This window comes from Klebsiella sp. JN_Kp126 (assembly GCF_033843325.1).
Lineage (GTDB): Bacteria > Pseudomonadota > Gammaproteobacteria > Enterobacterales > Enterobacteriaceae > Klebsiella > Klebsiella michiganensis.
Genome location: NZ_JAWXQV010000048.1, coordinates 108,123 through 126,310 on the forward strand (window position 1 = coordinate 108,123; position 18,188 = coordinate 126,310).

General features: G+C 59.7%; 17 protein-coding genes and 1 pseudogene. 12 read left to right on the forward strand and 6 right to left on the reverse strand.

Going from position 1 to position 18,188, the window contains the following annotated elements; translation table 11 throughout:
• The first annotated feature begins 1 nt into the window (after position 1).
• Genes menB through menE form a run of 3 tightly spaced genes read left to right on the forward strand, consistent with a single transcriptional unit; the run spans position 2 to position 3,212 of the window.
• Entirely contained in the window at positions 2-859 is an 858-nt protein-coding gene (gene menB, locus SIK97_RS07735; RefSeq protein ID WP_004123101.1) for a 1,4-dihydroxy-2-naphthoyl-CoA synthase, read from the forward strand.
• The gene (gene menC / locus SIK97_RS07740) at positions 859-1,824 is read left to right on the forward strand and encodes an o-succinylbenzoate synthase (protein ID WP_032750724.1); all 966 of its coding nucleotides are present in this window, start codon (positions 859-861) and stop codon (positions 1,822-1,824) included. The genes menB and menC overlap by 1 nt, the downstream gene beginning before the upstream one ends.
• Positions 1,821-3,212, forward strand: coding sequence for an o-succinylbenzoate--CoA ligase (gene menE / locus SIK97_RS07745; protein WP_057173166.1), 1,392 nt, complete (start codon positions 1,821-1,823; stop codon positions 3,210-3,212). Before menC ends, menE begins: the two co-directional genes overlap by 4 nt.
• On the opposite strand, the pseudogene SIK97_RS07750 reads toward menE, so the two are convergent.
• The 4 genes and pseudogenes from SIK97_RS07750 to SIK97_RS07765 form a co-directional block, all read right to left on the reverse strand.
• Positions 3,189-3,356: pseudogene (locus tag SIK97_RS07750) on the reverse strand (DUF2238 domain-containing protein); the annotation flags it as partial. The gene menE and the pseudogene SIK97_RS07750 overlap by 24 nt on opposite strands.
• Positions 3,357-3,494: 138 nt before the next feature.
• Positions 3,495-5,015: a tripartite tricarboxylate transporter permease gene (locus SIK97_RS07755; protein ID WP_032750713.1), complete on the reverse strand. Its 1,521-nt coding sequence runs from the start codon at positions 5,013-5,015 to the stop codon at positions 3,495-3,497.
• 11 nt (positions 5,016-5,026) lie between these two features.
• Complete coding sequence (locus SIK97_RS07760) at positions 5,027-5,458, reverse strand: tripartite tricarboxylate transporter TctB family protein (RefSeq protein WP_025106692.1); 432 nt, start codon at positions 5,456-5,458, stop codon at positions 5,027-5,029.
• A gap of 15 nt (positions 5,459-5,473) precedes the next feature.
• A complete protein-coding gene (locus tag SIK97_RS07765) occupies positions 5,474-6,448 on the reverse strand; it encodes a Bug family tripartite tricarboxylate transporter substrate binding protein (RefSeq protein WP_171972776.1) in 975 nt (324 codons plus the stop codon).
• Positions 6,449-6,588: 140 nt separating this feature from the next.
• On the opposite strand from SIK97_RS07765, the gene tctD reads away from it, so the two are divergent.
• Together tctD and SIK97_RS07775 are read left to right on the forward strand one after the other, a co-directional pair.
• Positions 6,589-7,263: a transcriptional regulator TctD gene (tctD, locus tag SIK97_RS07770; protein ID WP_032750708.1), complete on the forward strand. Its 675-nt coding sequence runs from the start codon at positions 6,589-6,591 to the stop codon at positions 7,261-7,263.
• Positions 7,250-8,665 carry a sensor histidine kinase gene (locus SIK97_RS07775; protein WP_057173165.1) on the forward strand — a complete coding sequence of 472 codons (1,416 nt, stop codon included), beginning with the start codon at positions 7,250-7,252 and terminating at the stop codon, positions 8,663-8,665. The genes tctD and SIK97_RS07775 overlap by 14 nt, the downstream gene beginning before the upstream one ends.
• Here SIK97_RS07775 and nudI read toward each other — a convergent pair.
• Positions 8,657-9,082 carry a nucleoside triphosphatase NudI gene (nudI, locus tag SIK97_RS07780; protein WP_046877167.1) on the reverse strand — a complete coding sequence of 142 codons (426 nt, stop codon included), beginning with the start codon at positions 9,080-9,082 and terminating at the stop codon, positions 8,657-8,659. The two genes, SIK97_RS07775 and nudI, sit on opposite strands and share 9 nt — an antisense overlap.
• Positions 9,083-9,219: 137 nt before the next feature.
• Here nudI and SIK97_RS07785 point away from each other — a divergent pair, with 137 nt between their 5' ends.
• Complete coding sequence (locus SIK97_RS07785; RefSeq protein WP_014839101.1) at positions 9,220-10,200, forward strand: Rpn family recombination-promoting nuclease/putative transposase; 981 nt, start codon at positions 9,220-9,222, stop codon at positions 10,198-10,200.
• A gap of 48 nt (positions 10,201-10,248) precedes the next feature.
• Here the strand turns inward: SIK97_RS07785 and SIK97_RS07790 are convergent, their stop codons facing one another.
• The gene (locus SIK97_RS07790; RefSeq protein ID WP_047723175.1) at positions 10,249-11,697 is read right to left on the reverse strand and encodes a catalase; all 1,449 of its coding nucleotides are present in this window, start codon (positions 11,695-11,697) and stop codon (positions 10,249-10,251) included.
• Positions 11,698-11,966: 269 nt separating this feature from the next.
• On the opposite strand from SIK97_RS07790, the gene SIK97_RS07795 reads away from it, so the two are divergent.
• The 6 genes from SIK97_RS07795 to yfaU all read left to right on the forward strand — a co-directional run bounded on the left by SIK97_RS07795 (position 11,967) and on the right by yfaU (position 18,168).
• Positions 11,967-12,509, forward strand: coding sequence for a YfaZ family outer membrane protein (locus tag SIK97_RS07795; RefSeq protein ID WP_004123076.1), 543 nt, complete (start codon positions 11,967-11,969; stop codon positions 12,507-12,509).
• A gap of 96 nt (positions 12,510-12,605) precedes the next feature.
• Positions 12,606-13,802, forward strand: a complete 1,197-nt coding sequence (locus tag SIK97_RS07800; RefSeq protein ID WP_049079639.1) for a nicotinamide mononucleotide deamidase-related protein YfaY — start codon at positions 12,606-12,608, stop codon at positions 13,800-13,802.
• 204 nt (positions 13,803-14,006) lie between these two features.
• Complete coding sequence (locus SIK97_RS07805; RefSeq protein WP_004852774.1) at positions 14,007-14,789, forward strand: IclR family transcriptional regulator; 783 nt, start codon at positions 14,007-14,009, stop codon at positions 14,787-14,789.
• A gap of 13 nt (positions 14,790-14,802) precedes the next feature.
• Positions 14,803-16,008, forward strand: coding sequence for an L-rhamnonate dehydratase (gene rhmD / locus SIK97_RS07810; protein ID WP_014839100.1), 1,206 nt, complete (start codon positions 14,803-14,805; stop codon positions 16,006-16,008).
• Positions 16,009-16,060: 52 nt separating this feature from the next.
• Complete coding sequence (locus SIK97_RS07815) at positions 16,061-17,350, forward strand: MFS transporter (protein ID WP_004852770.1); 1,290 nt, start codon at positions 16,061-16,063, stop codon at positions 17,348-17,350.
• Positions 17,351-17,364: 14 nt separating this feature from the next.
• Positions 17,365-18,168, forward strand: coding sequence for a 2-keto-3-deoxy-L-rhamnonate aldolase (gene yfaU, locus SIK97_RS07820; RefSeq protein WP_025106698.1), 804 nt, complete (start codon positions 17,365-17,367; stop codon positions 18,166-18,168).
• Positions 18,169-18,188: the final 20 nt, after the last annotated feature.

The following is an 18,188-nucleotide window of genomic DNA, read 5'->3' on the forward strand; positions in this document are numbered from 1 at the left end:
TATGATCTCTCTTGATGAAGCCATGCTTTACGCCCCGATTGAATGGCAGGACTGCTCCGAAGGCTACACCGACATTCGTTACCAAAAATCGGCGGACGGGATTGCCAAAATTACCATCAACCGCCCGCAGGTACGCAACGCTTTCCGCCCGCTGACCGTCAAAGAGATGATTCAGGCGCTGGCGGATGCCCGCTATGACGACAATATTGGCGTCATCGTTCTGACCGGTGAAGGCGATAAAGCATTTTGCGCCGGCGGCGATCAGAAAGTCCGCGGCGACTACGGCGGCTACCAGGATGATTCCGGCGTTCATCACCTCAACGTTCTCGATTTTCAGCGCCAGATCCGCACCTGCCCGAAACCGGTGGTGGCGATGGTGGCGGGGTACTCCATCGGCGGCGGCCACGTCCTGCATATGATGTGCGATCTGACTATCGCGGCGGAAAACGCCATCTTCGGCCAGACCGGCCCGAAAGTCGGCTCTTTCGACGGCGGCTGGGGCGCCTCCTATATGGCGCGCATCGTCGGGCAGAAAAAAGCCCGTGAGATCTGGTTCCTGTGCCGCCAGTACGACGCGCAGCAGGCGCTGGATATGGGGCTGGTGAATACGGTGGTGCCGCTGGCGGACCTGGAAAAAGAGACCGTGCGCTGGTGCCGGGAAATGCTGCAGAACAGTCCGATGGCGCTGCGCTGCCTGAAGGCGGCGCTGAACGCCGACTGCGACGGCCAGGCGGGACTGCAGGAGCTGGCGGGTAACGCCACCATGCTGTTTTACATGACCGAAGAGGGTCAGGAAGGGCGCAACGCTTTCAATCAGAAGCGCCAGCCGGACTTCAGCAAATTTAAACGGAATCCGTAATGCGGCAGGCGCAGGTCTACCGCTGGCAGCTACCGATGGACGCGGGAGTGGTGCTGCGTGAACGGCGGTTAAAAACCCGCGATGGTTTGCTTCTGCGCCTGCGCGACGGCGAGCGCGAAGGCTGGGGGGAAATTTCTCCCCTGCCCGGATTCAGCCTGGAAACGCTGGATGAGGCGCAGGCTGCGCTGCTGGCGTGGGCGAGCGCCTGGCGCGACGGCGAAGAGGGCGCGTTGCCAACGCCGCCGTCGGCGGCTTTCGGGGCGAGCTGCGCACTGGCGGAACTGTGCGGCGAGCTGCCGCAGGCGGCGGACTATCGCGCGGCGCCGCTCTGCGCCGGCGATCCGGACGAGCTGTTCGCCAGGCTTTCGCTGATGCCCGGCGAAAAAGTCGCTAAGGTCAAAGTCGGCCTGTATGAGGCGGTGCGCGACGGCATGGTGGTCAACCTGCTGCTGGAGGCGATTCCCGATCTGACGCTACGCCTCGACGCTAACCGCGCCTGGACGCCGCTGAAAGCGCAGCAGTTTGCCAAATACGTGGATCCGCACTATCGCAGCCGCATCGCCTTTCTCGAAGAACCCTGTAAAAACCGCGATGATTCGCGCGCTTTCGCCCAACAAACGGGTATCGCTATCGCCTGGGATGAGAGCCTGCGCGAGGCGGACTTTACCTTTGCCGCCGAGCCGGGGCTGCGGGCGGTGGTGATTAAACCGACGTTGACCGGCAGTCTGCAAAAAGTGCGGCAGCAGGTGGCGCAGGCGCATGCCCTGGGGCTGACGGCGGTCATCAGTTCAGCCATTGAGTCGAGCCTTGGCCTGACGCAGCTGGCGCGAATCGCCGCCTGGCTGACCCCGGACACGATCCCCGGTCTGGACACGCTGAGCCTGATGCGTGCCCAGCTGGTGCGCCCTTGGCCGGAAAGCGAGCTGCCGTGTCTGAACGTTGATGAGCTGGAGCCGCTGCTGTGACCTTTAGCGACTGGCCCTGGCGCCACTGGCGGCGGCTGCGGGAAGAGGCTCAGGCGCTGCGCCTGAACGAGAGGCGGCTAAGCTGGCGGGAACTGTGCGCGCAAATTGATGCGCTGGCGGGGGGATTCCACGCCCAGGGCGTTCGCGACGGCGATGGCGTGCTGCTTCGCGCTTACAACCAGCCCGATGCTCTGCTGGCGTGGCTGGCCCTCCTGCAGTGCGGCGCGCGCGTCCTGCCGCTGAATCCGCAGCTGCCTGCTCCTCTGTTGGTGGAACTGCTGCCGTCTCTGGGACTGCGCCACGCGCTGGTGCTAAACGGCGGCGACCTTCCGGTGGCGCTTAATTCATTAGCGTTGTGCGCCGGCGACGGCGTGCACGCGGTCGCCTGGCGAGAAGATCGTATCGCGTCCATGACGCTAACCTCGGGGTCGACGGGACTACCGAAAGCGGCGGTGCACGCTTTTCGCGCCCATCTTGCCAGCGCAGAAGGCGTGCTGGCGATGATACCCTTTGCGCCGCAGGACGACTGGCTGCTGTCGCTGCCGCTGTTTCACGTTTCCGGCCAGGGGATTCTCTGGCGCTGGCTGTTAGCTGGCGCAGGCCTGACGGTACGCGACAAGCAGCCGCTGGAACAGGCGTTACGCGGCTGTACCCATGCCTCTCTGGTGCCGACCCAGCTCTGGCGCCTGCTCAGCGGCGACGCCGAGGTGTCGTTGAAAGCGGTTCTGCTCGGCGGCGCGGCGATCCCGGTGGCGCTAACCGAGCAGGCCGGTAAGCGCGGTATCCGCTGCTGGTGCGGCTACGGGCTCACCGAGTTTGCCTCCACGGTATGCGCCAAGGAGGCGGACGGCCTGGCGGATGTCGGGCAGCCGCTGCCGGGGCGCGAAGTGCGGATTGTCGATGGCGAAGTGTGGCTGCGGTCGGACAGCATCGCCGCAGGCTACTGGCGCGATGGGCAAATGGTCCCCCTCGCTAATGCCGACGGCTGGTTCGCCACTCGCGATCGGGGCCGGCTGGAGCACGGCAGGCTGACTATCCTCGGACGAGTGGACAACCTCTTTTTTAGCGGCGGAGAAGGTATTCAGCCGGAAGAAGTGGAGCGGGTGATTGGCGCTCATCCGTGGATTACGCAAGTTTTCATCGTGCCGCAGGATGATGCGGAGTTTGGCCAGCGGCCGGTGGCGGTGGTGGAGTGCGGTGAGCATGACGACCCGTCCGCGCTGGCGGGCTGGTGCGCCGATAAGCTGGCGCGCTTTCAGCAGCCGGTGCGCTGGCTGCGGCTGCCTGAATCGCTGAAAACCGGCGGAATTAAAATTTCCCGCCGGGCGCTACGTGACTGGGTCAACCAGCAGGCGATGCCCGACTCAGACGCGCTGGACGTTCAGTAGCTGCTTCGTATGCCAGCGGCCCAGCGCTAAAACGGTGGTCAGCGCGCCAGGCAGGGCGCAAAACATATCGGACTGGGTATCTCAGGGATCGCCCTGGGTGCCGAGAAACTCATCCGCGCCCTGTCCCAGCGCCAGCGCGGCGAATGTTAACCCCGAACGGGATGCGGCGACGGTCATAACGGATCACCAGAAAGTTAAAACGATAACTATCAGGCAGATGTGGTGGAAATTCAACGTATAGCGTCATTGGCGGCGCTGAGCGACCGCCAATGACGTTGAGCATCAGGAAGAGGGCAGGTCGCCCTGCGTATTCAGCTGACGTTTGCGCCAGTACCGCAGCAGCGGGGGGACAACAATCACCGCGATGGCCAGAAACAGAAGCGTTTTTGTCACGCCGCTTTGCCACAGAATCGCCACGTTGCCGTTGCTGATGGACAGCGCGCGGCGCAGGTTCTGCTCCAGCATCTCTCCCAGCACAAACCCTAAGATCAGCGGCGACATCGGGAAGTGCATTTTACGCATAATGTAGCCCAGCACTCCCAGCCCAACCATCAACAGCAGGTCGAAGGTGGTGCTGTGCACCGCGTAGACGCCGACCGCTGACACGGCGGCGATGGCCGGGGCCAGAAACCATAGCGGAATCGTCAGCATGCGGGTGAACAGGCCGATCAGCGGAATGTTCATAATCAGCAGCATCACGTTGGCGATGAGCAGCGCGGCAATTAACCCCCAGACGATATCCGGCTGTTCGGTAAACATCGCCGGTCCCGGCGTGATGTTGTAGAGGGTCAGGGCGCCCATCATCACTGCGGTGGTCCCGGAGCCGGGGACGCCGAGCGTGAGCATCGGAATAAACGAGCCGCAGGCGGAGGCGTTGTTCGCCGCTTCCGGCGCCGCGACGCCGCGAATATCGCCCTTGCCGAAGGTAGCGCTATTGCCGCTGAGCTTTTTCTCGGTCATATAGGTGATGGCGCTGGCAATGGTCGCCCCTGCGCCCGGCAGAATGCCGACAAAGAAACCCACCACCGATGAGCGCAGGGTTGCGCCCACGCACTGGCCCGCCTCTTTGGCGTTAAACAGCATGCGTCCGGTTTTCCGTACCAGCTTCTGCCCGCCGCTGGTGCTCTCCAGCATCAGCAAAATCTCCGAAACCGAAAAGAGCCCAATCACCACCACGATAAACTGCACGCCGTCGGAAAGATGAACGCTGTCGAACGTGAAGCGGTACACGCCGGTATTGGCATCAACGCCCACCGTCGCCAGCCCCAAACCGATTAACGCGGCGAGAAATGACTTCAGCGGATTTTCCGCCATCATGCTGCCAAGGCAGGCGATGGCAAAAATCATCAGGGCGAAATATTCCGCCGGGCCGAACGCCAGCGACCACTGCGCCAGCACCGGGGCGAACAGGATGATCCCGCCGATAGCGATTATTGAACCAACAAAGGAGCTCACGGCAGAGATCGACAGCGCTACGCCGCCGCGCCCCTGCTGCGCCATCGGATAACCGTCGAGAGCGGTCATAATGGCGGCGGCATCACCGGGTACGTTAAGCAGGATAGACGAAATGCGCCCGCCGTATTCACAACCAATATAGACCGTAGCCAGCAGGATTAGCGCTGATTCCGCGGGCAGGTGCAAAGCAAAGGCCAGCGGCAGTAAGATCGCGACACCGTTAATCGGACCCAGACCCGGCAGGAGACCGACGATAGTGCCAACAAAGCAGCCAATTAGCGCGATGGTCAGGTTGCCCGGCGTCATGGCAACGGCGAAGCCCTGTGATAAATAAATCCAGATATCCATAACCTTCTCCGTTAACTCAACCAAACGCCGAGCGGCAGGGTGACATCAAGCAGGGCGTCAAAGACGTACCACAGCGCGATGCCCATCGCGACGCCGGCTACCCCGGCGGCGGGCAGGGTGGCGCCAAACAGCAGGCCAAACGCGGCGGTCAGCAGCGCGGTGGCCAGAGGAAAACCCAGCCATTCAAAACCCCACGCATAGATCCCCAGCGCAACCACCATGGTTAATAGTCGTTGTAAAACCCGGCGCCCGGGCCACGTGATGGCGTCGGGCCGACGCAGAAGCAGCAAAACAGAGCATGCCAGCATCAGGCCGATAATGCCGACCGGGAAAGGGCGTGGGCCGACGGGCTCATAGGCGTATTCGCTGTGAATTTGCCAGGCGATAAACATTCCACCCGCGCAGAGCAGCAGCCACACTCCGGCAAAAATACGATCGCTCATCGCAACCTCCGTAAATTATTTGGCCAGGCCAAAGGATTTCGCCTGCAGGCGATACGCTTCCACCTGTTGTTTAACGTAGGCGTCCAGTTCCTTACCGTTCATGTTGAATTCGAACAGGCCGCGCAGCTCGCGCTGCTTTTTGAACGCGTCGGTCTGCTGCAATTTCGTGAACTCATCCACCCACCACTGATAGTCGGCGTCGCTGACTTTCGGACCCACGAAAAAGCCGCGAATAATCGGCCAGACCAGGTCATAGCCCTGCTCTTTGGCGGTCGGCACATCGGCGAGGGCACCCGGCAGCCTTTCGTTAGCGAACACCGCCAGCACGCGGATTTTATTGCCCTGGAGATAAGGCACCATTTCGCTGAGATCGCCGGAGACCGCCTGCACGTGATTGCCCAGCAGCGCGGTGACCGGTTCGCCGCCGCCCTCAAACGCCACGTAGCGCATTTTGTGCGGATCGACGTTGGCTTTTTGCGCCAGCAGCGCCGCTTTCATCCAGTCCTGGCTACCAATGGAGGCGCCGGCGCCGATGACGATACTGGCGGGATTTTTTTCCATCGCCGCCAAAAACGACGGCAGGTCTTTCCACGGCGAGTCGGCGCGGACGGCGATCATGCCGTAATCGGTGCCGACGCTGGCCAGCCAGCGCACATCATCCACGCCGTAGCGGCCAAACTTGCCCTGCGCCAGGTTGAGCAGCGAGCCGCCGGAGAACGCGACTACGGTACCGGGTTCGCCGGGGCGCTGGGCGACGATCGCGTTGTAGGCCACAGCGCCTACGCCGCCGGGCATGTAGGTGACGCGCATCGGTTTTTCGATGGCGCCGGTTTCCATCAGGCTGACCTGGATCAGCTTGCAGGTGAGGTCGAAGCCGCCGCCGGGCTTGGCGGGCGCGATACATTCGGTACGGGAAGGCGCCTCGGCGGCCAGGGCAGAGGCGGTTAAAAGGCATAATGCAATGGCGCCAGCACGGCGCAGGAATGGCATATTCATAAGCTTCCTCAGTCAGATACAGGAGACGTTTTTTTAATTATGTGAACCGGCATGTGGCTATTCGGTTGCGTGATTGTTAAAACAATTACCTTTCATTTCCCTTTCAATGCGGCAGCAACTTTTCAGGATGTGATATGCGTCTCTTACTGGCAGAAGATAACCGTGAGCTGGCTCACTGGCTGGAGAAAGCGCTGGTGCAGGGCGGGTTTGCCGTGGACTGCGTATTTGATGGTCGCGCGGCCGATCATCTGCTGCAAAGCGAAAAATATGCGCTGGCGGTGCTGGATATTGGCATGCCGGGACTCGACGGTCTGGAAGTGGTGCAGCGCCTGCGAAAGCGCGGGCAGACCCTTCCCGTCTTGCTACTCACCGCCCGCAGCGCGGTGGCGGATCGGGTTAAAGGGCTGAACGTCGGCGCCGATGACTATTTGCCGAAACCTTTTGAGCTTGAAGAGCTGGATGCCAGGCTACGCGCGCTGCTGCGGCGTAGCGAAGGCCAGGTGCATGAGGTTCAGCAGATCGGCGCGCTGGAATATCGCGATGAAGGCTATTTTTTACTCTGCGGACAAACGCTGTCGTTGACGCCGCGCGAGCAGGCGCTGCTGACGGTGCTGATGTTTCGCCGTACGCGGCCGGTGTCGCGCCAGCAGCTGTTTGAACAGGTTTTCAGCCTGAACGATGACGTCAGCCCGGAAAGCATCGAGCTGTATATCCATCGTCTGCGTAAGAAACTTCAGGAGAGCAACGTGCGTATCGTGACCCTGCGCGGCCTGGGCTACGTGCTGGAGCTCGCTCATGAGGTGGGATAAACCGCAGTCGTTATTCGCTCAACTGTTGCTGTTTCTCGGCCTGCCGCTGGTTTTGCTATGGGGGCTGTCGGCGTTCAATAGCTACGTCAGCGCTCTGCAGGCGGCAACCCAGGCTTACGATCGCACGCTGCTTTCATCCGCCCGCACGGTGGCGGAACGCCTGGTGGTTCGCCGCGGTAGGCTGGAGGTGAATGTCCCCTGGGTGGTGCTGGACAGCTTCGAGCTGAATATGAACGATCGGCTGTACTATAAGGTACTCGATCCCGAGAAGCGGGTGATTTCCGGTTTTGACGACCTGCCATCGATGCCGCCATCGACCTCTCGAACCGAGCTCTATCCGGCGCTGGCGTGGTTTTATCATACTGAATATCGCGGTCAGGCTATCCGCGTGGCGCGCCTGCTGCAGCCGGTTAACGAAGGCGGCGTTGTCGGCATGGCGGAAATCTACATCGCCGAAACGCTGCAGTCGCGGCGCTGGCTGGCGGGACAGCTGCTGTTTTCATCATGGATCTCGCAGGGGCTACTAGTGCTGTTGACGCTGGTGCTCACCGGCTGGCTGCTGCGCCGCGTGCTGCGGCCGATGCGCCGGCTTTCGGCGCTCATGGTGCGGCGCGAACCCGGCCTGCTGACGCCGCTGCCGGAGCTGCTGCCGTGGTCGGAAACCCGTCTGCTGATCGTGGCCTTTAACCGCTATATCGACCGGTTACGGGTGATGATCTCCCGCCAGGAGCGCTTTAGCGCCGACGCGTCGCATCAGCTCAAAACGCCGTTAGCGGTGTTGAAAACGCAGGCCTCAGTGGCGCTGGCGAGCGGCGATCCCCGGCTGTGGCGAGAGAGCCTGGAGGCGATGAGCGGCACGCTTGACAGTACTATTCTGCTTACCGAACGCCTGCTGCAGCTGGCTACCATCAAACGGAAAGAGCAGGGCGAGCACGCGTTCCCGCCGGTGGACCTGTATGAGATTGTCCACAATAGCTGCTTTTCGCGTCTTCAGCAGGCGCGGAGCAAGGCTATCGATCTCGGCTATGAGGGGGAACCCTCGACGGTGACCATTGCCGGCGATGGCGTGCTGTTGAGCGAGCTGTGCGCGAATCTGCTGGATAACGCGATTCGCTATACGCCGCAGGGCGGTATCGTCACGGTCAGCCTGCATCGTGACGGAGAGGCGGTGCTGCTGGATGTCGAAGACAGCGGGTCGGGGATCGATGATGCGCAGATTCAGCAGGCGCTCATGCCGTTCCATCGTCTGGAAAACGTGGGTGATAACCCCGGCGCCGGGCTCGGACTGGCGCTGGTCAGCGATATTGCGCGCCTGCACCGCAGCCATCCGCAGCTGCTGCGTAGCGAAACGCTGGGCGGGCTGAAGGTCAGGCTGCGCTTTTTGCGCGCTTGTTCAGAGTAGGCCTTTCAGGGTGAGCGTCTTGCGGGTCGCCGCGTTCAAATCATAGTGGGGAAGATCTTCTGCCTTCACCCAGGCGTAGTCCTGAAACTCCTCGTTGATCGTCACTTCGCGATTGGCGCTGATGCAGTCGAAGATCAGGTAAATCATATAAATCTCTTCCCGGCGGCCATCGGCGTAGGTTTTAACCCGGATATCGTCGCTAAAGGTCCACGGCGTAATCTGGGTCAGCTGCAGTTTTTCGCCCAGCTCCTCGCGAATTTCTCGCCGCAGCGCTTCTTCAATGCGCTCGCCTGGCTCGACGCCGCCGCCGGAGAGCGCCCACTGGCCGGGAAATACGCCGCGATCGTCGGCCATTTTGCACAGCAGATAGTGGCCTTCATGTTGAATGAGCGGGCAGACGATAGTCCTTTGACGCATGATTTCTCCTTACTGATGACAGGGATAACTAACGGGAAGGCCCAGTTTGCGAGCCGCCTCGGCAAACCGCAAGCGAAAACGCGCGGCGAACGCGTGCGGTGGTAGGGTGAGCGTAGGTTAACGGGTCAGGGGCCATCATGGAACAGATAGCAAGCCACTCACCGCACGATGCGGTGTTTAAACACCTTTTGTCCCAACGGGCAACGGCGCGCGATTTTTTGTCTATTCATTTGCCGAAGCATTTGCGGGAACAGTGCGATCTGCGAACGCTGCAGCTGGAATCCGGCAGTTTTATTGAAGAGGACCTACGCGCAAGCCATTCGGATATTCTTTATTCGCTAAAAACCCAGCACGGAGAGGGGTACATCTACATTCTTATAGAGCATCAAAGCTCTCCCGACAGGCATATGGCGTTTCGCCTGATGCGATACGCCATCGCGGCCATGCAGCGCCACCTTGATAAAGGGCATCATCAGCTGCCGCTGGTTATTCCTCTGCTATTTTATCACGGCAGGATCGCTCCTTACCCGTACTCGACGCGCTGGCTGGATGATTTCCCTCAGCCAGAGGTGGCCGAGCGGCTGTATAGCCAGCGTTTTCCACTGATAGACGTCACGGTGATTCCTGACGATCGGCTTGTGCAGCACCGCCGTGTCGCTATGCTGGAACTGCTGCAAAAACATATCCGCCAGCGGGATTTGATGGATATTTCTGAGCAGCTGGTCAGGATATTATCCTTGGGATACACTACGCGTCGGCAGTTTAAAACTTTGCTGAATTATATGCTTCAGGCGGGTAACGCCGCCGATCCGGTGGCCTTTTTACGCAAGCTCGCGCAAAAGACGCCACTCAAGCCGCATAAGGAGACGCTGATGAATATTGCTCATTTTCTGGAAGAGCGTGGCCGTAAAGAGGGGGTCCTTCAGGGAATGAAGGCGGGGATAGAAAAAGGTTTACGAAAGGGTCGACAGGAAGGCCGGAATGAAGGCCGGCATCAAGGACAGCAGGAGGCGACGCAACGCATTGCTCAGGCGATGCTGGATGATGGGCTTGAGCCCTCTCAGGTCGCAAAGCTAACCGGTTTGTCGCTGCGGCAGCTCGCTAAGCTTCGGCACTAAGCGCGTTTAAAAACCGTAAAATGGCAGCCGCAAGGGCTGCCATCAGCATTACTCTCCGTGCTTTAAGGCTTTCAGCGCCGCAGCTACGCCCGCGCCGTAGTCGGGGTGAACTTCACTGAACAGGCCAATTTGTCGCTGCTGAATAAACTCAGGGACATCCCGCATATCATTGGCGATACGCTGGAACATACGCTGATGTTCATCTTCGCTTAATAGCTCAAACAGCCTGCGCGGCTGGCTGAAGTAGTCGTTATCTTCCCGATGATTCCAGTGGGCCGCCGCGCCTTCAAGGCTTAAAGGCGGCTCGCTAAAGTCCGGCTGTTCCTGAAACGCGCCAAAGCTGTTGGGTTCATAGGTGACGCCGTTGCCGCTATTGCCGTCAACGCGCATCGCGCCGTCGCGGTGGTAGTTATGGAACGGGCAGCGCGGCGCATTGACCGGAATTTGATGATGGTTGACGCCCAGACGATAGCGCTGGGTATCGCCGTAGGAGAACAGCCGTCCCTGCAGCATGCGATCCGGAGAGAAGCCGATCCCGGGCACCACGTTGGCCGGATTCATCGCGACCTGTTCAACTTCTGCGAAGTAGTTGTCCGGGTTGCGGTTGAGCTCCAGCACGCCGACTTCCATCAGCGGATAATCAGCGTGCGGCCAGATTTTGGTCAGATCGAAGGGGTTATAAGGGACCCGGCTGGCGTCCGCTTCCGGCATGATCTGCACGTAGAAGGTCCAGCGCGGGAAATCGCCTTTTTCAATCGACTCATAGAGATCGCGCTGTGAACTCTCGCGGTCCTCTGCCACCAGGCGTTTCGCTTCATCATCCATCAGGTTGGCGATCCCCTGCTGGGATTTGAAGTGGAATTTCACCCAAAAACGTTCGTTATCGGCATTAATAAAGCTGAACGCGTGGCTGCCGAAACCGTGCATATGGCGATAGGAACGCGGGAGGCCGCGGTCGCTGAAATCAATCGTTAACTGATGCAGCGTTTCCGGCAGCAGGGAGAAAAAGTCCCATTTCCAGGTGGGGTTACGCAGGTTGGTGCGCGGGTCGCGCTTCACGACGTGGTTAAGGTCGGGAAACTTCAGCGGGTCGCGAAGGTAGAAAATGGGCGTATTGTTGCCCACCAGATCCCAGTTGCCTTCTTCGGTATAAAACTTGATCGAGAAACCGCGAATATCGCGCTCGGCGTCAGCGGCGCCGCGTTCTCCGGCGACGGTTGAGAAGCGCAGGAACAGATCGGTGGTTTTACCGATTTCGGCAAACAGTTTTGCGCGGGTATAGCGGGTGATATCGCGGGTAATGGTCAGTTTACCGTAAGCGCCGGAGCCTTTAGCGTGCATTCGGCGTTCCGGGATAACCTCACGGTCGAAGTGGGCCAGTTTTTCCAGAAACCAGACATCCTGCAGCAGCATCGGGCCGCGCGGGCCAGCGGTGACGACATTATTATTATCGACAACCGGGGCGCCAGCGGCGGTGGTTAATCCTTTTTTGCTCATCTTTATCTCCTGACAAAGTTTTATGTAACTTATTCATCTCGTTGCGACGACGAAATAAGCTGGAGCCTATTTGTATAATAAAGGCTGAGAACCAGCAATTTGACCCTGACTATTGAATTGATATCTGAGACCGTTAACAAGGCTCCCGAAGCAACTGGTTACAATCACGCGGTAAAAGCGCGCTATAACGCATTGATTCCTTAAAACGGAGCAGTACAATTTCGCGGTTTTTTGGGATTTTCTTATTATTATTTTCTGGATAGATAAAAATGAAAAAAAGCATATTTATGGCCCTGGCCGGCATGATGTTCGTCTCGACGGCGGCAAATGCGATCAGCGTCAGCGGGCAGGCCGGCGAGCACTACACTAACCTTGGCGTCGGATTCGGTACGGAATCGACCGGCCTGGCGGTAACCGGCAACTGGCTGCACAATGATGACGACGGCGATGCGGCGGGGCTGGGATTGGGCCTGAACATTCCCCTGGGGCCATTCCTGGCCACCGTGGGCGGAAAAGGCGTTTACACCAACCCGAACAATGGCGATGAGGGCTACGCGGCGGCGGTTGGCGGCGGTCTGCAGTGGAAAATCGGCGACAGCTTCCGTCTGTTCGGCGAATACTATTACTCTCCCGATTCACTCTCCAGCGGTATCGACAGCTATCAGGAAGCCAATGCCGGCGCGCGCTTTACTATTATGCGTCCTCTGAGCATCGAAGCCGGTTACCGCTACCTTAACCTGGCGGGTAAAGACGGCAACCGCGATAACGCGGTCGCGGACGGTCCGTACGTCGGCGTCAACGCCAGCTTCTAATCTCTCCGGCGCGGTATTCCGCCGCGCCTGATTTTCAGGCTTTTTCGCCAGCCGCTTTGCGATATAGTATTTCTACTTATCAGGCTGGAGTTCACAATGTTAAACGTGGAAATGCTGTCCACCGGCGATGAAGTGCTGCATGGGCAAATCATCGACACCAATGCCGCGTGGCTGGCGGATTTCTTTTTTAATCAAGGATTACCCTTAAAGCGTCGCCATACCGTGGGTGACGACCTCGACTCCCTGGTGGCGATTTTACGCGAGCGCAGCGAACACGCTGACGTGCTGATCGTTAACGGCGGCCTAGGGCCGACCAGCGACGATTTGAGCGCGCTGGCCGCGGCGACGGCCAAAGGCGAAGGGTTAATTCTGCACGAAGATTGGCTGGAAACCATGACCCGTTTCTTTGCCGAGCGCGGAAGACCCATGGCCGCCAGCAATCGTAAACAGGCGGAAATTCCGCAAAGCGCCGAGATGATCAACAACCCGGTCGGGACCGCCTGCGGTTTTGCCGTGCAGCTAAACCGCTGCCTGATGTTTTTTACTCCCGGCGTGCCTTCCGAATTTAAGGTGATGGTTGAACAGGAAATCTTACCGCGCCTGCGCGAACGTTTCCCGCTATCCGCTGCGCCGCTGTGTTTGCGCCTGACCACCTTCGGCCGTTCCGAAAGCGAACTGGCGCAGAGCCTCGACCATCTGCAGCTGCCGCCGGGCGTCGTGATGGGCTATCGCTCCTCGATGCCGATTATCGAACTGAAGCTGACCGGGCCTGCCGAACAGCGCGAGGCGATGCTGGCGCTGTGGCCGGAAGTGCAGAAGGTGGCCGGAGAGAGCATGATTTTCGAAGGTACAGAAGGCCTGCCTGCGCAGATCGCCCGTCGCCTGCAGCAGCGTCAGCTAAGCCTGACGCTGAGCGAGCAGTTTACCGGGGGGCTGCTGGCGCTTCAGCTTTCTCGCGTCAACGCTCCGCTGTTGGCCAGCGAAGTCATTCCGGCGCAGGAGGAGACCCTGGCGCAGTCTGCGCGCTGGGCGGCGGAACGGCGCGAAAAACACTTTGCCGGTCTGGCGCTGGCGGTGAGTGGTCAGGAGAGCGATCACCTGAACTTTGCGCTTTCCACGCCGGACGGCACCCACGCGCTGCGGGTGAAATTCACCACCAACCGCCACAGCCTCCAGGTGCGTCAGGAAGTGTGCGCGATGATGGCCCTCAACATGCTGCGCCGCTGGCTGAACGGCCAGCCGGTGGCCGGTGAACACGGCTGGATTTACGTCGTCGAATCTCTCTCAGCGTAAACCCACCTCCGCGTCGGGAGCCCCTCCCGGCGCGCGATGAGTCCAGCCTGTTGTACTTGCTTTAAAATATTCTGTGCACTATCTCGCATTTTTCTCCCTCTGAACGTCCACCCGGCTGGAATAGCGTCGTCATTTGAAGTTGCTCACAATTTACACGCCCGACAACCGCAACACTGATTCCAGTATTCAGGATTGGAGTCCAGTATGTTGGAATCAAGCAAAGTCCCGGCGCTGACCCGCGCCATTGATATTCTCAATCTGATCGCCCGCATCGGCCCCTGCAGCGCGGCGACCATTATTGACGAACTGGGTATTCCGAAAAGCACCGCCTATCTGCTGCTGGGAGAGCTGAAAAAACAGCGCTTCCTCAGCATGGATAATCAGGATAACTACTGCCTGTGGACCAAGCTGGTTGAGCTGGCCGGGCAGGCGCTGAGCAAAATGGACCTGCGCGAACTGGCGCGCCCGCGCCTGACGCAGCTGATGGATCAGTGCGGGCTGCTCTGCCACCTGGGCATCATCGACAGCGGCAACGCCTACTACATTCTGAAGATTGAATCCCCGGCCACCATCAGCGTGCGTTCGCACGAAGGTAAGAGCCTGTCGTTATATCGTTCCGGCATTGGTAAATGCCTGCTGGCCTGGCAGCCCGAGCGGGTTCAGGAGTCGATTATCAGCGAGCTGCAGTGGGAGCGGGCGACGCCAACCACCATCACCAGCGCCCAACAGCTTCGTGATGAACTGGGCCGTATTCGCGCCCGCGGCTGGAGCTTTGATAACGGCGAAGACTATCCCGATGTTCGCTGCGTGGCGGCGCCGGTTTTTAATGCCAATAACGAGCTGACCGCCGCCATTTCCGTGGTGGGTACCCGTCTGCAAATCAATGAAGACAATCGCGATTACCTCGCCGGTAGGGCGATTGCCTGCGCCAAAGATATTTCCCGTCTGCTGGGGTGGAAAAGCCCCTTCGAACAACAAGCCTCATAATAAGGAGAAGATCATGACCCTACCGAAAATTAAACACGTCCGCGCCTGGTTTATCGGCGGTGCTACCGCAGAGAAAGGCGCTGGCGGCGGCGATTATCATGACCAGGGGGCAAATCACTGGATTGACGATCATATCGCCACGCCGATGAGCAAATATAAACAGTATGAACAGTCCCGCCAGTCGTTTGGCATCAACGTTCTCGGCACGCTGATCGTTGAGGTCGAAGCCGAAAACGGGCAGACCGGTTTTGCGGTATCGACCGCCGGCGAGATGGGCTGCTTTATCGTGGAAAAACACCTCAACCGCTTTATCGAAGGCAAGTGCGTCAGCGATATCAAACTGATCCATGACCAGATGCTCAACGCCACCCTGTACTACTCCGGATCCGGCGGCCTGGTGATGAATACGATTTCCTGCGTCGACCTGGCGCTGTGGGATCTGTTCGGCAAAGTGGTGGGATTACCGGTATACAAACTGCTGGGCGGCGCGGTACGCGATGAAATTCAGTTCTACGCCACCGGGGCGCGTCCGGACCTGGCGAAAGAGATGGGCTTTATTGGCGGCAAGATGCCGACCCACTGGGGGCCGCACGATGGCGACGCGGGGATCCGCAAAGATGCCGCCATGGTGGCCGATATGCGCGAAAAGTGCGGCCCGGACTTTTGGCTGATGCTGGACTGCTGGATGAGCCAGGACGTTAACTACGCCACTAAACTGGCCCACGCCTGCGCGCCCTCTAATCTTAAGTGGATCGAAGAGTGCCTGCCGCCACAGCAGTATGAAGGCTATCGCGAGCTGAAACGCAATGCCCCGGCCGGCATGATGGTCACCAGCGGCGAGCACCACGGCACGCTGCAATCCTTCCGCACGCTGTCGGAAACCGGCATCGATATTATGCAGCCTGACGTAGGCTGGTGCGGGGGCCTGACCACGCTGGTGGAGATTGCGGCGATCGCCAAATCGCGCGGCCAGCTGGTGGTGCCGCACGGCTCGTCGGTCTATTCGCATCATGCGGTTATTACCTTTACCAACACGCCGTTTAGCGAATTCCTGATGACCAGCCCGGACTGCTCAACGATGCGTCCGCAGTTTGACCCGATTCTGGTTGATGAGCCGGTACCGGTGAACGGGCGCATTCATAAAACCGTGCTGGACAAACCGGGCTTCGGCGTGGAGCTGAACCGCGACTGTAATCTGAAACGTCCTTATAGCCACTGATCCCGTCGTGCCGCACAGCGCAGATGTGCGGCCTATTGTTGAGGATATTACGATGAGCAACGCCTTGCTTGAGAGCGTGGTGAAGAAAAACCGCGCCCGTTTGATCCCCTTTATGCTGGCGCTGTACGTGCTGGCGTTTCTTGACCGTTCGAATATCGGCTTTGCCAAAGAGACCTATCAGCTGGATACCGGCCTGAGCAACGAAGCCTATGCGCTGGGGGCGGGGATTTTCTTTGTGGTCTACGCCTTTCTCGGGGTGCCCGCTAACCTGCTGATGCGCAAATTCGGCGCAAGAAAGTGGATCGGCTGCACCACCTTGCTGTGGGGGCTTCTCTCCGCGGCGATGGCGTGGGCGGATACCGAAGCGAAGTTTCTGCTGGTGCGCACCCTGCTGGGCGCCGCGGAAGCGGGTTTTTTCCCGGGCATGATCTACCTGACGTCCCAGTGGTTTCCGCAGCAGAACCGCGCCAGCATTATGGGGCTGTTTTATATGGGCGCGCCGCTGGCGCTGACCCTCGGGTCGCCGCTCTCCGGCGCGCTGCTGGAAATGCACGGTTTTATGGGGCATCCCGGCTGGTTCTGGATGTTTATCATTGAGGGGCTGCTGGCGGTCGGCGCGGGGTTCTTCACCTTCTTCTGGCTCGACGATACGCCGCAAAAGGCGCGCTTCCTGAGCGCTGCCGAAAAACAGGCGTTAATCAGCGAGCTGGCCAGCGAAGAGCAGAAAAAGGTGACCTCGCGTTTGTCCGATGCGCTGCGCAACGGCCGCGTCTGGCAGCTGGCGATTATCTATCTCACCATTCAGGTGGCGGTTTACGGCCTGATCTTCTTCCTGCCAACCCAGGTTGCCGCGCTGCTCGGCACCAAGGTGGGGTTCGTGGCGTCGGTGGTGACCGCGATCCCGTGGGTGGCGGCGCTGTTCGGTACCTGGCTGATTCCGCGCTACTCCGACCGCACCGGCGAGCGGCGTAATGTGGCGGCATTCACCCTGCTGGCGGCGGCAATTGGCATTGCGGTCTCCGGGCTGGTGTCGCCGGTGCTGGCGATTATCGCGCTGTGCGTTGCCGCCGTCGGCGTCATTGCCGTGCAGCCGGTCTTCTGGACCATGCCGACGCAGCTGTTGTCCGGTACGGCGCTGGCCGCTGGCATCGGCTTTGTGAACCTGTTCGGCGCTATCGGCGGGTTTCTGGCGCCCATTATCCGCGTCCAGGCTGAAACCATGTTCGCCAGTGATTCTGCCGGATTAGTGACGCTCGCCTGCGTGGCGATTGTCGGGGTGGTTATTATCTTTTCACTGCGCGTGAACCGCGCCGTGCCGCAGGCTGGCAGCGTACAGCATTAATGTAAGGGAGAACTATGAACGCAATTTTATCGAACCCATTTAAAGCGGGATTATTACAAGGGGAAGCGCAAATTGGCCTGTGGCTGAGCTCGACCTCTTCTTATATGGCTGAGATTGCCGCCACCTCGGGTTACGACTGGCTGCTGATTGACGGCGAACATGCGCCCAATACCATCCAGGATCTTTATCATCAGCTGCAGGCCATTGCGCCCTACGCCAGCCAGCCGGTCATTCGCCCGGTAGAGGGCAATCGCAGCCTGATTAAACAGGTGCTGGATATCGGCGCCAGAACGCTGCTGATCCCCATGGTCGATACCGCCGAACAGGCGCGGGAGATTGTCTCGGCTACCCGCTACCCGCCGCTGGGTACCCGCGGGGTGGGGGCCGGAGTGGCCCGCGCCGCGCGCTGGGGACGGGTCGAAAACTATATGGCGCAGGCCAACGATGAGCTGTGCCTGTTGATTCAGGTAGAGAGTAAAACGGCCCTCGATAATCTGGATGCGATCCTTGAAGTGGAGGGCATTGACGGCGTGTTTATCGGCCCGGCGGACCTGTCAGCCTCGCTGGGCTACCCGGATAACGCCGGTCATCCTGAAGTGCAGCGGGTTATTGAACAGAGCATCCGCCGCATTCGCGCGGCGGGTAAGGCGGCCGGATTCCTTGCCGTCGATCCGGAGATGGCGCACAAAGCGCTGGCGTGGGGGGCGAATTTTGTTGCCGTTGGCGTCGATACCAACCTTTACACCAGCGCGCTGGATAAACGGCTGGCGATGTTCAAGCCGATAGCCGAACAGGCGGAGGGAAAGGGGAGCTACTAGCCCCCCGGTGCTGGCGCTGG